The sequence below is a fragment of the Staphylococcus simulans genome (genome assembly GCF_047037175.1).
Taxonomy (GTDB): domain Bacteria; phylum Bacillota; class Bacilli; order Staphylococcales; family Staphylococcaceae; genus Staphylococcus; species Staphylococcus simulans_C.
Genome location: NZ_CP178241.1, coordinates 981,767 through 996,524, shown reverse-complemented (window position 1 = coordinate 996,524; position 14,758 = coordinate 981,767). Strand labels below are relative to the sequence as shown.

The following is a 14,758-nucleotide window of genomic DNA, read 5'->3' as shown; positions in this document are numbered from 1 at the left end:
TTTTTTTCATGCTTTTATTGTCTATGTTCTTTAGACTCATCCTAGGCGACTATGGTAAAATAAGATGATACTTTGATTAACAAAACAGTAGAATTTACATAGTTTATATTGAATTTGGATTACAAGAAAAAAGGAGCTTACTATGATATGGTGAAATTTATTCATTGTGCAGATTTACACCTAAATAGCCCGTTTAAAACGCATAGCCATTTAAGTGAAAACATTTATGAAGATGTGAAAAAGAGTACGTATGAAAGTTTCAAGACATTAGTCAATTATGCATTGCAAGAAGAAGTTGATTTTATAGTTATTGCTGGTGATGTCTTTGATGATCATAACCGTACGTTAAGAGCTGAAGTATTTTTAAAAGAGCAATTTGAACGTCTAAAGAAAGAACAAATTTTTGTGTATATGGCGCATGGCAATCATGATCCGCTCTCAGACAGTGTGGTTACAGATTGGCCAGAAAACGTTTCAGTGTTTGATAAAAATGTTGAGACATACCAAACCATTACTAAGAATGGTGAAAAGATTTTATTACATGGTTTCAGTTATCAGGATCATGCAAGTTATGAAAATAAATTAGATGAATATCCTTCTAGCCAAGGAGAGAAGGGTCTGCATATTGGTGTACTACATGGTACATACAGTAAATCCTCAACAAAACATCGCTATACTGAATTCCGACTAGAAGATTTAAATTCTAAACTTTATCATTATTGGGCGCTCGGCCATATTCATGAACGTCAACAAATTAATGACATGCCGCCAACATACTATTCTGGTAATATTCAAGGTCGTCACTTTAATGAAATGGGTGACAAAGGCTTCTTGCTTGTTGAAGGGGATGAGTTCAAACTGAATGTTGAATTTGTACCTTCACATTTTATACGTTTCGATGAAATTAAAATTGAAACGACACAAACAACCAAACAAGGAATTTATGAAGTGGTTCAAAAATTTAAAGAGCAAGTCAGAGGACAAGGTAAAGCCATCTATAGAGTTTATTTAGAAATAGATAGCGATGAACCTGTATCTTCTCAAGACTTAATGCAAGTTGAAGCAATGCTGAGAGAATACGAAGAAAATGAAAATAACTTTGTGTTTATAGAATCATTATTTGTGTCGTATAAAGATGATGATACAAGACCACTTGAACATGAATTTTCTCAAGAATTAAAAGCTGATGATGCCATTTTTACAGATGCGATGAGTGATCTTTATCTCAATCCTAAAGCTACTAAGTTCCTAGATAACTATGATGACTTTGATAAGATTGAATTGATTAATCGTGCAGAAGCATTGCTTAAGTCAGGTTTGAGAGGTGAGCAATCATGAAAATTTTAGCATTAGATATTTATGGTTACGGTAAGTTTGTGGAAAGAACAATTAAGTTTAATAAGTCATTAACACAAATATATGGTGAGAATGAAGCGGGTAAATCCACAATCCAAGCATTTATTCATTCTATTTTATTCGGCTTTCCTACTAAGCGGGAAAACGAACCGCGCTTTGAGCCAAGATTAGGTAATCAATACGGCGGCAAACTTTATTTAAAGTTGGATGATGGTCAAGAAATCCAAGTGGAGCGTGTGAAAGGTGCCGCGCAAGGTGATGTCAAAGTCTATCTTGAAAATGGCGGTATCCGTGATGAAGAATGGTTGCAAAACAAATTAAACTATATCGACAAGAATACATATAAAGGTATCTATTCTTTCGATGTTTTAGGTTTACAAAATATCAATCGCAATATGGATGAGAAGCAGCTTCAAGAATATTTATTACAAGCAGGTGCTTTAGGCTCTACGCAATTTACAACGATGCGTGAGCAATTAGAAGACCAAAAAGCAGCGTTATATAAACGTTCAGGCAAAAATCCAATTATTAATCAACAGTTAGAACAATTAAATGATTTACAAAATCAAATCAGAACACATGAAAGTGAATTAGAATCTTATCATAGTTTGATTGATGAAAGAGATAAAGCAGAACGTCGTTTAGATCATTTGCAACAAAACTTGATGCAGTTATCTAAGATGCATGAAGCGAAACAAAAAGAACTTGCATTATTAGATCAAACGCAAGAGTGGAAAGTATTGGAACATGAATTAAATATTGAACCGCTAGATTTCCCTGAACAAGGCATCGAACGTTATGAAGCCTCTAAAGCACGCAGAGATCAGTTGAAGAAAGATATTAGTCTGCGTCAAGAAAAGCTTGCTCAACTGCAACAAGAAAATGAACAAATTGATGTGCCAAAACAATCTGATTTGGATGCTTTAAATAATATTGCGAAACAAGAGAATGAAATCAAACAAAAAGAAAGTCAACTGTACACCCTTAATAAAGAGATTGAGGATAAGGAAAGAGAAATCGAAGGACTTAAATCTAATATTGGTTGGCAAGAAGATCATGATCAAGTTGATACTTCTGAAAGCATGAAAAGCTTTGTCAGCAAACAAATTGCGAAGAAACAAGATCAAGCATCTTACATGACACAATTGGAACGTACGCTTGAAGAACAACAAATTGAACAAGCAAACAACGAAGAAGAAAAACAACAAGTTGAAAATGCGTTAGTTTCGGATGAAGTCTTTGAAAAGAAAAAAGAATACAATCAAAAATCGATTGAATTGAATGAAAAGAAAAATCTTTATCAGAAAATGAAAGAAGCGTTTGACTCTGAACAAGCTGAGCGTAATCGTAAGACAAAAACAACAAGAATCATCTTCTTTGTTTTAGCAATTATCAGTGCAGGTTTAGCAGCGTTCTCATTTGTGACGCAAGCAATGTTGTTCGCGATTATCTTTGTCGTAGCTGCTGTTGGTTTTGTGATTGGTGCACTGCTATTCAAATCATCAGAAATTGGGCACAGTGAAACTTTCTCTAATGAAATTTCACAGTTAGAACAAGAAAATGCGGATTTAGAAAACAAATATGATTTAGACTTCGACTTAGATGATCAAGCACGTTTAAGAAATCAACATCATGGTGTAGACAAAGCGATAGGTATCTTACATTCTAAAATTGAATTAACTGAGGATAAATTAGCTGAAGCTAAACAAAACCATGAACGCTTTAACCAAAACATTCAAGAAGTTAAAACAGATTTGCATGTGTCTGATAAAATGTCAGATGACTTATTAATTGATGGGATTAAGACAATTGAGCGTATTCAAGCATTAAAACAACGTGTCGTTGAATTGAAAGAACAACATACCGCTTTAAAATCAGAAATTGATACATTCTATGATCATGCGCAAGCTGTCACAGAAAAACAAATTAGTGATTTTAAATCAGCAGCATTATTCCATGATACAAATCGTTGGTTGAAACAAGCAGAAGAAAATAAAACACGTTGGACACGAAATGATGAAGACATTCAACTTTTAAGCAATGAATTAAAACAATTGAATGAACGTTTAGAGGAGCATAACCAATCAATTAACAGTTTATTTGACTTTGTTAAAGTTGGAGACGAAGAAGCATACTATCGTTACCATCATCGTTATGTGACTTATAAAGATAATCACAACAGATATCAAGATCTAAATAAATACTTGGAAAATCAAAACATGATGTATGATGAAGCATCTGACTTAAGTGATAAAACTAAGGTTCAATTAGAAGAAGAAAATAACAGATTAGCTACACAGGTTGATGAATATAATGATAAGTATTTAACATTACAAGCTGAAGTGAGTGATTTAACTGCACAAATCAAACATATGGAAACGGATGATACCTTAACACAACTTCGTCATCGTTACTATATGCTTAGAAACCAAATGAATGAAAATGCGAAAGATTGGGCGAGTCTCAGCTATTTACAAGCATTGGTTGACGCACATATCAAACAAATTAAAGATAAACGTTTACCGCAAGTCATTAATGTTGCCACTGAGATATTCAAACAATTGACGCATGATAATTATACGCAAGTCACATATGAAAATGAGGATGTCAGAGTTAGACACCGTAATGGTCAGATGTATCAACCGAATGAAATCAGTCAATCGACAAAAGAAGCTTTATACATTGCATTACGTCTAAGCTTGATTAAAATCTTGAAACCTTATTATTCAATGCCAATCATTATTGATGATGCATTCGTTCATTTTGATAAGCATCGTAAAGGTGCTATGATTGATTACTTGAAAACTTTATCAGCAGAGTATCAAATCTTATACTTTACTTGTTCAAAAGATACCAATATTCCAACTAAACAAACAGTTGTATTAGAAAAATTAGAAGAAGGAGGCAAAAAATGAGAAATGTAGAAAAGCTTCAACCTGGCGATTCGGTGGATCATTTTTTCTTGATTCATCGAGCTGCTCAAGGCGTTACTGCACAAGGCAAAGACTATATGACTTTGTACTTACAAGATAAAAGCGGTGAAATTGAAGCTAAAGTATGGACAGTGACTAAGCAAGATATGGAAGTCCTAAAACCAGAAACCATAATCCACGCCAAAGGTGATGTGATTAATTACCGTGGACGTAAACAAATGAAAGTTAATCAATTTAAATTAGCTGAGCCGTCAGATGGTTTATCAGCACAAGATTTTATTGATGGTGCGCCGTTAACGCCAGATCAAATTAAAGAACAAATTGATTACTTTTTACTGGAAATCGAGAACAGTCGTTTACAACGTCTTACAAGACATTTGTTGAAAAAACATCACGATACGTTCTATGTCTTTCCAGCCGCAAGTTCATTCCATCATAACTTTGCGAGCGGTTTGAGCTATCATGTTTTAACCATGCTGAAGATTGCGGAGGGCTTATGCGACATTTATCCAATGCTGAATAGAAGTTTGCTATACAGTGGTGTCATTCTGCATGATATCGGCAAAGTTAAAGAATTAAGCGGACCGGTAGCGACATCTTATACGATCGAAGGCAACTTATTAGGTCATATCTCTATCGCAAGTGAAGAGGTAACACAAGCTGCTGAAGAATTAGGTATAGAAGGTGAAGAAGTGATGTTATTAAAACATATGATTTTATCGCATCACGGTAAACTTGAATATGGTTCACCTAAATTACCGATGTTAAAAGAAGCTGAGATTTTAACGTATATTGATAATATCGATGCAAGAATGAACATGTTTGAAAAAGCCTTCAAGAAAACAAGAAAAGGGCAGTTTACAGAACGTTTATTCGCAATGGAAAATAGACAATTTTATAACCCAGAGAGCTTAGATTAACTTGCGCTTCATAACAAAAAGAGCTGAATTCCATGTGGAATTCAGCTTTATTTTATACTTAAGCCAGATTAAGGTGTTTGCATACCTTCGCCGCCTTGAGATTGTTGTTTCAATTTGTCAGGATTCAAGATAGAATCATCAACGGCTTTTTTAATATCTCTGTCTTTGAAATCAACGTTAAATTCTTTGAGTAAATCTTTGTATGCTTCTACTAAGATTTTAGGATCTTTTTGAACTTTATTTTGGATGATTTGTGATTTCAATTTATTTTTTTCTGAAGCAAAGTCAGTCGGTTGATCAGCTTTAATAATATGATAACCATAATCTGATTTAACTACGTCAGAGATTTCACCATCTTTCAATTGGAAAAGGGCTTTATCGAATGGTTTCACCATTTGACCTTTAATAACATAATCTAAGCTGCCGCCTTTTTTGGCACTTTGTTCATCCATAGATTCTTTTTTAGCGATTTCTGAGAAATTGTCAGGGTTTTTCTTAACTTCTTTTTGGATTTTTTCTGCTTTCTCTTTTGCTTCTTTATCGCTTAAACCTTCTTTGTCTTTATCATCAGATTTAACTTTGATTAAGATATGAGAAGCTTTTTTAGTATCTTCTTTAAGCTCTTTGTCTGATACTTTGACTTTATCCATCAACATTTGTTTTTGGTAAGCTTGTAGTTTCTTTTGTTCTTTATAGTCTTTTAATGACATGCCTTGTTGTTTCAGCGCGCTTTCAAATTGATCTTTGCCGCCATATTGTTTTTGTTCGTCTTTGAGCTGTTTATCTATTTCTTTATCATCGACTTTGTCTGCATATTTTTTCTCTAATAATTTACCAAGTAAAATTTCGAAAGAACTATTGGCAATTTGTTCTTTACCGATTTTTTTCATTACATCTTCTACTTTAACATCTCCAGCTTTAGAAGATATTAAGACGTTTTCTTTAGAATCTGTTGCATGATTCCCGCATGCGCCTAATAGCACTGCACTTGCTGTAATAGGAATCATAATTTTCTTAAATGATTTCATAACGCAGTCTCCTTTTACTAAATATAACAATGTTAATATACCATAATATGAATCTGATACAAATTCATTACTGTTGTCTTCAGACGAAAGTCTGAAAGATAATGGCAAGAAATGCGAAAACTGCACCTTAACCATTGTTTTTCAGGGTTAAGGTGCAGTTGTGTTCATATTAATTAAAGTTTGTATCAAAAGGCATATCGTATTTGTTTAAGATGTTGAAACCTGTGCAATGTTCTTCAATATATCTGCCTTCATTAGAGAATAGAATTAATTTTAAATACATAAAGTCCATGACTGAGAAACCAGCGTTTAATGACAGTAAGAACATAAAGTAATGACCATACTGTGGCATTAATACTGCCAAATAAATACTCAAAGCAGTAAGAACGATGAGTGGTGCAATTAAGCACAGACAGAATAAATATTTATTCACTGGTGTGCTGACATATAAGTTATATAACGGAATCCATGGACGTTTAGTCAGACGTTTCTTTTTAAAGTGTTTATAGTAGGGTGCCAATACAATCAGATGAATGAGTTTATGAATTGGATAGAGTAGTAACACCGCTATTAGAAACACGAAAAAGTACCGGTCTGTGATCTCTTTATTGGATAAAAATATCAATACTTCATAGCTGATTAAAAATGTAATTATAGTTGTGACAACCGCAATAAAAAAGATACGTGGTAAGCCAAATCTTGTATTAATATCAATTTGACGTGAGCATAAAAACATCACGATACCTCCTCGCATTATTCATTTGTTTTTCTTTTATTTTAGGAATAGTTTTTGTAAGTTCTTATCAATACTTAGGTATTATCTATCTTTCTAACCAAAGAGTCAAGCATTATTTTCAAAGAAGTTTTTGATTGTATTAATTTAAAAGTGTGATTAGGGGAGAAAGTTGTCACTGCGCGGTTTTGAGAGGGATATAAGTGATGAAAAAGACCAGAACAATTTTGTTAATGTTCTGGTCTTTTATCAATATTATTCAGCTTCAGTATCCACATGTTTCTTCTTAGGTTCAACTGCAGCACTTTGATTTTGTTGTACTGTTTCTCTGTGGTCTTTACCAACAGGTTGTTGTTTTGGTGTATACGGTGTGATGTTTTTCTTATCAGGGCTTTTCGTAATGCCTTGAACTGTTTCACCGATAACTTCACCACGTTTTTGGATATCTTGAATATTTTCTTGGATATGATTGATATTTGGTTGGATATCTTTCATAAAATCGCTGATTAAAGTTTTAACTTCATCTACAATGGTTTTAACTTCACTTGTACCATCTTTGATTTGGTTAACATAAGTTGAAATATTAGATGTTTGTTGTTTAATTGCTCGTGTACTATCGTCAAATTCTGTTTGACCTGCTTTAGAACTGTTCTTATTGAAAGCAGTCACAGCAAGACCAGCTGCAGTACCAGCAACTAAACCACCTAAAATACGAATTACTCTCATAGGTTAGTCTCCTTATTTAATGATGTTGAAATTAGATATAGTATGTTATTACCCGAAATTTTGGTAATCATTCAAATTGTGCTTGAATCTCTTCAGCAATTTTAGCTTTCGCTTCATCGCCTAATTCTTCTTCATGTGTAATCCATTTATAGCCGAAACCATCCACATCATTTTCGTATCTTGGTAAGAAGTGGAAGTGTAAATGGAATACAGATTGGTCTGCAAATTCACCATTATTTTGAATGATGTTTAAGCCATCTGGATTAAATGCTTTTTTAATTGCGTTCGCAATTTTTGGCATTGCTGCACCGATATGCTGCATAGTTTCTGGATCTGTTTCGAAAATGTTTGGTGATGCTTTCTTAGGTACAAGTAATGTGTGACCTTTCGTTACTTGTGAGATATCTAAGAATGCATATACATAATCATCTTCATAGACTTTATAACTTGGGATTTCACCATCAATGATTTTGCTGAAAATTGTTTCTGACATCACAATTCACTCCTTAAAAGGTTTACTTATTGTTCATTATAGCATTACCCGCCTTTAAACGTCATGTCACGAATGATTTCTCTATGAGTTGATGCGTCCTTTTTGGTACAATAAAGAACAGTTGGAGGTAAGCATATGACTGTTAAAGTAGAACATCTCACAGGTGGTTATGGTAAAAAGCCTGTGATTCAAGATATTAGTTTTGAATTGAACAATGGCGAAATTGTAGGTTTAATTGGATTAAATGGTGCAGGGAAGAGTACGACAATTAAGCACATGCTTGGTTTGTTGACCCCAGCAGCAGGTGAACTTTCAATTTCAGGTACCAATATTAAAGAAGATATTGAAACATATAGACACAAATTATCATATATTCCAGAAGCACCAGTGATTTATGAAGAACTGACATTACAAGAACATATTGATATGACAGCAATGGCCTATGGTATTGATAAAGACACCGCAATGGAGCGTGCAATGCCGTTATTGAAAACATTTCGTTTAGAAAAAGAACTTCAAGTATTTCCAAGTCATTTTTCTAAAGGGATGAAACAAAAAGTCATGATTATTTGTGCGTTTATCGTGAATCCTGAACTTTATATCATTGATGAACCATTTCTTGGTTTAGATCCGCTCGGTATTCAATCCATGCTGGATTTAATGGTTGATAAGAAAAATGAAGGGCGTACGGTACTGATGAGTACACATATTTTAGCAACAGCTGAACGTTATTGCGACCGCTTCATCATCCTAGACGAAGGCCGCATTGTTGCCTTTGGTGACCTAGACGAGCTGAGAGCACAAACGGGTCTGCACGATAAAACATTAGATGAAATTTATATTCATGTCACACAAGGTGGTCAAAACGTATGACAGACCATCGTGCAATCGCATTATTCAATCAAAGAAGATCAGCCATCAGTAAAGAAAAAGCTTATTACAATAAATTTATTTTTAATGGGCATTTCTCAGTATTTCTATTGATTTTATTCGGTGTATTTATTTTAGGCTATGGCAATTGGTTGAAACATATACCCACAGGGATACCTTATGCAATTTTAGCAAGTATCGCTGTTGCGGTGATTTCAATTTTTCCTTTAAGAACTTTGTTTAAGGAAGCGGACCGATTGTTCTTGCTGCCATTTGAACGCCATATGCATAGCTATTTGAAATATAGTATTGCATATAGTTATTTCAATCGAATCGTATTACAAGTGGCAGTATTAATCGTTTTGTTTCCTTTGTTCAATCGGCTTGAACAGGGTAATTTGCTATATTTCATCCTATTTGCGGTGATTGCTGTGATTTATCCTTATTTAGGTTTGATTGCTAAATTAGAATGGATACAAGCGAAAAGACCGGTATGGTTGATACAATTACTGCAATGTCTGATTTTCGCAATGACTTACATTGTTATTCTAGGTGCTCATCAATGGTTGGGTGTATTGCTCGTTGTTTTATTTGCTGCATGGATTGTGGTGTTAAAGAAAAAGAATGAGAAACAATTATTGCCATGGGAAACATTGATTGCGATCGAACAACAACATCATATGAACTATTATAAATTCGTTAATATGTTCACGGACGTGAAGCATCTGCGTTCAGCAGCAGTTCGCCGTCGTTATCTCGATGTATTATTACCAAGACCGCGTTCAAATCAATATAACGCAAAACACATGTATTTATTCTTATTTAAGCGCAGTTTCCTAAGAGGGAAAGATGCATTTAATATCATTTTAAGACTGGTCATTATCACACTTGTCTTAATGATTTGGTTAGCCAATCAATGGATTTCTTTAATTGTAGGCGGATTGTTTATGTATATTATTTTGCTGCAAACTGCACAGTTTTATACACAACAAGCCTATGGGTTATGGCCCCAAGTTTGGCCGGTACCTGAAGAACGCGTGATACAAGGCTATGGTCAGTTTTTATACCATATAATGTTTGGAACGGGCGTAATTTTAACACTGACATACGCCATCTTGTTCCCAACCCAATTTTATTTGGCAATATTATTCTTTATTGTCGGTTGGCTGACAATCAGAAATATTATCAAGAAATTGAAATATCAAGAAGCTTTATTAAAAGATTAAAGCGAAACAGAAAAACAACGTCTCATTAGCAAAGCTTGCTAATGGACGTTGTTTTTATTTTGAATAGGTTTGCTTAATCTTTATCCACCGGATAGAGGAAACGTTCAAGGTAGCTTGAATGTTGGCCGCTAGAACCGAAGAATTGAGATAACGCTGCTTTTGAGAACTTATCTTGATAAACTTGAGAAGCTTTGAAATCCTCGAAGTTAGAACGCTCATTAAAGCCGAAGTACAGTTTGTAAGTTGTACCTTTAAGCGGTTTTAAGAAGCGGAAACATTTGAATCCTGGGAATTTATCTAAGTTTAAAGATAATGATGTGATGCGTTTCTCTAATTGGTACATGTGATTTTCTGAAGTTGGAATAAAGATAACAGCATAGAAGCATTCTTCTTCAAGTTCATTCACACTTGAAAGTACCTCGTATTTAAGCGGTTCTTTTAATACAGTTGGTTGATCTGTTTCTTCAAAAATCACAGATGAATCTTTTGTTGAAAATAAGAATAAATCATGGTCTTTGTTGTTTAATCGAATTTGGTTGAGGTATCCGAATGTACCATAGGATGCATATAGTTTCATGGCACGTTCCTCCTTTTGTCTGTTTCTACTTAAACTAAATTTCTAGCAATTAAAGTAGCTAGTATTCTTATTATATAGTATTAGTGGGACAAGATGATATAGAAAAGGCGTAATTGTGTCAGAAAATGAAAACGGAACCAATGAGGATTTAACTAAATTATGTCATAATATAATATGTTGCAGCTAAAGAAAGTAAAAATGTAGAAATAATTTACATGATTGTAATTGCCTATGTCTTTTTTATGACATTTACAAACAAGGAAATACGTGTATTCTGCGGATATGCTAGAATAGATTAGAATGATTATAATTGTGGGAGGATACTGTGGTGCATCAAAAAAATAATACAATTTTAAAGATGATTAAGGGAGAAGAGGTTGAACATACACCGCTATGGTTTATGAGACAAGCAGGGCGTTCTCAACCTGAATATCGTGCCTTAAAAGAGAAATATTCGTTATTTGAAATTACACATCAACCTGAGTTATGTGCTTATGTGACACATTTACCAGTAGATCATTATCAAACTGACGCAGCGATTTTATATAAAGATATCATGACACCATTAAAACCGATTGGTGTGGATGTAGAGATTAAATCAGGTATCGGTCCTGTAATCGAAAACACAATCAAAACAATTCAAGATGTAGAAAAATTAGGCCAAATTGATCCTAAACGAGATGTGCCTTATGTGTTAGATACGATTAAGTTATTGACTGAAGAAAAGTTAAATGTGCCTTTAATCGGATTTGTCGGCGCACCGTTTACTTTAGCAAGCTACATGATTGAAGGCGGACCTTCTAAGAATTATCATTTTACTAAAGCCATGATGTATCGTGATGAAGCGACATGGTTTGCGTTAATGGATCATTTAGTAGATATGTCTATTACGTATGCGAATGCGCAAATTGAAGCAGGTGCAGAATTAATCCAAATCTTTGATTCATGGATTGGCGCACTGAATGCTCCGGATTTCAGATATTATATTAAACCGCATATGGAACGTTTAATTAAAGGAATTAAAGCACAACATGATGTGCCGGTTATTTTATTTGGCGTGAATGCGACACATTTAATTGAAGAGTGGAATTCATTACCTATTGATGTCTTAGGTATTGATTGGCGTACAACAATTAAAGCGACGGCTGATGCAGGGGTTACAAAAACAATTCAAGGTAATTTAGATCCTTCATTGTTGTTGGCACCTTGGGAAGTCATTCAACCACGTCTAGATGACATCCTTGATCAAGGGATGGCATATGGCAAACATATTTTCAATTTAGGACACGGCGTATTCCCTGAAGTTAAACCGGAAATGTTGAAACAGATTGCGGATTATGTCCATAAATATACAAAACGCAAATAATAGCAATGCAAAATGAACGGTAAAGGAAGGGTTTCATATGACTCGAACTATTGGACTGCTTGTAATGGCTTATGGTACTCCTTATCAAGAAAGTGATATCGAGCCATATTACACAGATATTCGTCACGGTAAAAAACCGACACCTGAGGAAGTTCAAAATTTAAAAGATCGTTATGAATTTATTGGAGGTATGTCTCCATTAGCTAAAATTACAGATGAACAAGCAGAGGCATTAAAAGATCAATTAAACGTAATGTATCAAGACAAAGATATTACGTTTAAAGTATATGTCGGTTTAAAACATATTCATCCATTTATTGAAGATGCGGTTGAACGTATGCATCAAGATGGGATTACAGAAGCGGTTACGATTGTATTGGCACCGCATTATTCTAATTTCTCAGTCGGTTCATATAATAAACGTGCAGCGAAAGCAGCAGAAGCACATGGCATTACTTTGACACATGTTCAAAGCTTCTATCAACAACCGAAATTCATTCAATATTGGGTGAGACAAATTAATCAAACATTATCAGAAATTCCAGAAGAGGAGCATGACCGTACTGTATTGGTTGTTTCCGCACATAGTCTGCCTGAAAGAATGATTGTAGAATCTAATGACCCATATCCAGAACAACTTAAAGACAACACTAGATTATTGGAAGAATTATCTAATATTCAACATACCGCAAGAGGTTGGCAATCTGAGGGTAATACAGGTACACCATGGCTCGGACCGGATGTTCAAGATCTAACAAGAACATTAAAAGCAGAATATGACTATGAACATTTCATTTATACACCGGTTGGCTTTGTATGTGATCATTTAGAGGTACTTTATGATAATGACCATGAATGTAAAGTGGTATGTGATGAAGTAGGTGCAACGTACCATCGTCCACCGATGCCGAATACACATCCGCTCTTTATTGGCGCTATGGCAGATGAGATTTATTATGTTTTAACAACGAAAGAAGAGGATGCAAATGAGTAAATCAATCGCAGTCATCGGCGGAGGGATTACAGGACTTTCCGCCGCATATTATTTAAAGAAAGCACATCCAGAGTATGATGTGACGATTCTTGAAGCGTCGAATCGAACAGGAGGCAAAATCCAAACGTATCGTAAAGATGGATTTACGATTGAACTAGGACCTGAATCTTATTTAGGCCGTAAGACAATCATGACTGAGCTTGCGACAGAAGTCGGCTTAGGTGATGATTTAATTACTAACCAAACAGGACAATCTTATATCTATGCTCGTAATCGTTTATATCCAATTCCAGGTGGTTCGATTATGGGCATACCCACTGATTTAAAACCTTTTATGACAACACAATTAATCTCATTAAAAGGAAAGCTTCGTGCGGCGATGGATTTGACAAAAAAACCTATCGAGATGGATGGAGATATATCAGTCGGCGATTTCTTCAGACAACGACTTGGCGATGAAGTTTTAGAAAATCTGATTGAACCTTTAATGGGCGGTATTTATGGAACGGATATTGATCAATTAAGCTTAATGAGTACATTTCCAAACTTTAAAGAAAGAGAAGAGGAGTTTGGCAGTTTAATTAAAGGGATGCGTCATGAAAAGTTATTACGTCAACGTCAAAAGCAACTTTACCCAGGTGCACCTAAAGGACAATTCAAGCAATTCAGACATGGTTTGTCGTCCTTTATGGAAGCTTTAACTAAAGCAATCGTTGAACAAGGAACTACCATTCAATATCAAACAAAAGTAGAAGATATCATTGGTTTCCAAAAAGGCTATAATGTGGTCTATAATGGTGAAAAACATTTTTATGACGGTGTTTTAGTCACTGTACCTCATCAAACCTTTATGCAGTGGTTCTCTGAAGACCCAGCACTAGATTACTTTAAAACAATGGAAAGTACCTCTGTCGCAACAGTTGTCTTAGCATTTGATGAAAAAGATGTTGTGAATACGTATGACGGAACAGGCTTTGTGATAGCAAGAACATCTGATACGCGTATTACTGCTTGTACATGGACAAGCAAAAAATGGCCATTTACTACACCTGACGGCAAAGTATTACTACGTGCATATGTCGGAAAACCAGGTGATTACATTTTAGAAGAAATGGATGATGAACAAATTGTTGCGACCGTGCGTCGTGATTTAAGTCAAATGATGGATATAAAAGGTGATCCTGAATTTTCAATTGTGCATCGCATGCCGAAAAGTATGCCGCAATACCATGTCGGACATATTCAACAAATCAGACGTATTCAAGATCACATTCAGCATACGTATCCGCATTTACGTATTACTGGTGCAGCTTTTGAAGCAGTCGGCTTACCGGATTGTATCCAACAAGGTAAAGATGCTGCAGAATCTTTAGCAGATGTTATTCAATAATTTTTTGGAACTGTTGATTAATCTGTAAAAGGATTGACCTTTTAACCAAATAGGATTAATCTATTAAATGAAGACGATGAGATAATATGATAGATTTTATATTATAGGTATAAGCAAGAACAAGAGAAAGATGACCTGAACCTAAG

General features: G+C 34.6%; 13 protein-coding genes. 8 read left to right on the top strand and 5 right to left on the bottom strand.

The window, feature by feature from the left end:
* Positions 1 to 147 precede the first annotated feature (147 nt).
* The 3 genes from ACFCT9_RS04890 to yhaM are packed head-to-tail and all read left to right on the top strand — an operon-like array spanning position 148 to position 5,209.
* Positions 148 to 1,338 carry a metallophosphoesterase family protein gene (locus ACFCT9_RS04890; protein ID WP_412521322.1) on the top strand — a complete coding sequence of 397 codons (1,191 nt, stop codon included), beginning with the start codon at positions 148 to 150 and terminating at the stop codon, positions 1,336 to 1,338.
* A complete protein-coding gene (locus ACFCT9_RS04885; protein ID WP_412521320.1) occupies positions 1,335 to 4,271 on the top strand; it encodes an AAA family ATPase in 2,937 nt (978 codons plus the stop codon). Before ACFCT9_RS04890 ends, ACFCT9_RS04885 begins: the two co-directional genes overlap by 4 nt.
* Positions 4,268 to 5,209, top strand: a complete 942-nt coding sequence (gene yhaM, locus ACFCT9_RS04880; protein ID WP_412521318.1) for a 3'-5' exoribonuclease YhaM — start codon at positions 4,268 to 4,270, stop codon at positions 5,207 to 5,209. Before ACFCT9_RS04885 ends, yhaM begins: the two co-directional genes overlap by 4 nt.
* A gap of 68 nt (positions 5,210 to 5,277) precedes the next feature.
* Here yhaM and ACFCT9_RS04875 read toward each other — a convergent pair whose 3' ends face one another.
* The 4 genes from ACFCT9_RS04875 to ACFCT9_RS04860 form a co-directional block, all read right to left on the bottom strand.
* Positions 5,278 to 6,237 (bottom strand): peptidylprolyl isomerase, encoded by a 960-nt coding sequence (locus ACFCT9_RS04875; RefSeq protein ID WP_412521316.1) that lies wholly within the window; start codon positions 6,235 to 6,237, stop codon positions 5,278 to 5,280.
* A gap of 169 nt (positions 6,238 to 6,406) precedes the next feature.
* A complete protein-coding gene (locus ACFCT9_RS04870; RefSeq protein ID WP_412521618.1) occupies positions 6,407 to 6,973 on the bottom strand; it encodes a DUF3267 domain-containing protein in 567 nt (188 codons plus the stop codon).
* 252 nt (positions 6,974 to 7,225) lie between these two features.
* Positions 7,226 to 7,696 (bottom strand): YtxH domain-containing protein, encoded by a 471-nt coding sequence (locus ACFCT9_RS04865; protein ID WP_412521314.1) that lies wholly within the window; start codon positions 7,694 to 7,696, stop codon positions 7,226 to 7,228.
* 67 nt (positions 7,697 to 7,763) lie between these two features.
* Positions 7,764 to 8,189, bottom strand: coding sequence for an HIT family protein (locus ACFCT9_RS04860; protein WP_107605723.1), 426 nt, complete (start codon positions 8,187 to 8,189; stop codon positions 7,764 to 7,766).
* A gap of 135 nt (positions 8,190 to 8,324) precedes the next feature.
* On the opposite strand from ACFCT9_RS04860, the gene ecsA reads away from it, so the two are divergent.
* Positions 8,325 to 9,062 carry an ABC transporter ATP-binding protein EcsA gene (gene ecsA, locus ACFCT9_RS04855; protein WP_412521312.1) on the top strand — a complete coding sequence of 246 codons (738 nt, stop codon included), beginning with the start codon at positions 8,325 to 8,327 and terminating at the stop codon, positions 9,060 to 9,062.
* Positions 9,059 to 10,285, top strand: coding sequence for an ABC transporter permease EcsB (gene ecsB, locus ACFCT9_RS04850; protein ID WP_412521310.1), 1,227 nt, complete (start codon positions 9,059 to 9,061; stop codon positions 10,283 to 10,285). The genes ecsA and ecsB overlap by 4 nt, the downstream gene beginning before the upstream one ends.
* Positions 10,286 to 10,358: 73 nt before the next feature.
* On the opposite strand, the gene ACFCT9_RS04845 is transcribed toward ecsB, so the two are convergent.
* Positions 10,359 to 10,862, bottom strand: coding sequence for a signal transduction protein TRAP (locus ACFCT9_RS04845; protein ID WP_412521308.1), 504 nt, complete (start codon positions 10,860 to 10,862; stop codon positions 10,359 to 10,361).
* Positions 10,863 to 11,187: 325 nt separating this feature from the next.
* Between ACFCT9_RS04845 and hemE the strand changes: the two genes are divergently transcribed.
* From hemE to hemY, 3 genes are read left to right on the top strand one after another with little or no spacing between them, the layout of a single operon-like run.
* Positions 11,188 to 12,228 carry a uroporphyrinogen decarboxylase gene (hemE, locus tag ACFCT9_RS04840; protein WP_412521306.1) on the top strand — a complete coding sequence of 347 codons (1,041 nt, stop codon included), beginning with the start codon at positions 11,188 to 11,190 and terminating at the stop codon, positions 12,226 to 12,228.
* Between the two features lie 37 nt (positions 12,229 to 12,265).
* A complete protein-coding gene (hemH, locus tag ACFCT9_RS04835) occupies positions 12,266 to 13,222 on the top strand; it encodes a ferrochelatase (RefSeq protein WP_412521305.1) in 957 nt (318 codons plus the stop codon).
* A complete protein-coding gene (hemY, locus tag ACFCT9_RS04830; RefSeq protein WP_412521303.1) occupies positions 13,215 to 14,612 on the top strand; it encodes a protoporphyrinogen oxidase in 1,398 nt (465 codons plus the stop codon). Before hemH ends, hemY begins: the two co-directional genes overlap by 8 nt.
* The last annotated feature ends 146 nt before the right edge of the window (positions 14,613 to 14,758 follow it).

Bases quoted from the DNA above. Each gene is read 5' to 3' on its own strand.
- ACFCT9_RS04890 (WP_412521322.1), top strand. From the start codon at position 148: ATGGTGAAATTTATTCATTGTGCAGATTTACACCTAAATAGCCCGTTT.
- ACFCT9_RS04885 (WP_412521320.1), top strand. From the start codon at position 1,335: ATGAAAATTTTAGCATTAGATATTTATGGTTACGGTAAGTTTGTGGAA.
- yhaM (WP_412521318.1), top strand. From the start codon at position 4,268: ATGAGAAATGTAGAAAAGCTTCAACCTGGCGATTCGGTGGATCATTTT.
- ACFCT9_RS04875 (WP_412521316.1), bottom strand. From the start codon at position 6,237: ATGAAATCATTTAAGAAAATTATGATTCCTATTACAGCAAGTGCAGTG.
- ACFCT9_RS04870 (WP_412521618.1), bottom strand. From the start codon at position 6,973: ATGTTTTTATGCTCACGTCAAATTGATATTAATACAAGATTTGGCTTA.
- ACFCT9_RS04865 (WP_412521314.1), bottom strand. From the start codon at position 7,696: ATGAGAGTAATTCGTATTTTAGGTGGTTTAGTTGCTGGTACTGCAGCT.
- ACFCT9_RS04860 (WP_107605723.1), bottom strand. From the start codon at position 8,189: ATGTCAGAAACAATTTTCAGCAAAATCATTGATGGTGAAATCCCAAGT.
- ecsA (WP_412521312.1), top strand. From the start codon at position 8,325: ATGACTGTTAAAGTAGAACATCTCACAGGTGGTTATGGTAAAAAGCCT.
- ecsB (WP_412521310.1), top strand. From the start codon at position 9,059: ATGACAGACCATCGTGCAATCGCATTATTCAATCAAAGAAGATCAGCC.
- ACFCT9_RS04845 (WP_412521308.1), bottom strand. From the start codon at position 10,862: ATGAAACTATATGCATCCTATGGTACATTCGGATACCTCAACCAAATT.
- hemH (WP_412521305.1), top strand. From the start codon at position 12,266: ATGACTCGAACTATTGGACTGCTTGTAATGGCTTATGGTACTCCTTAT.
- hemY (WP_412521303.1), top strand. From the start codon at position 13,215: ATGAGTAAATCAATCGCAGTCATCGGCGGAGGGATTACAGGACTTTCC.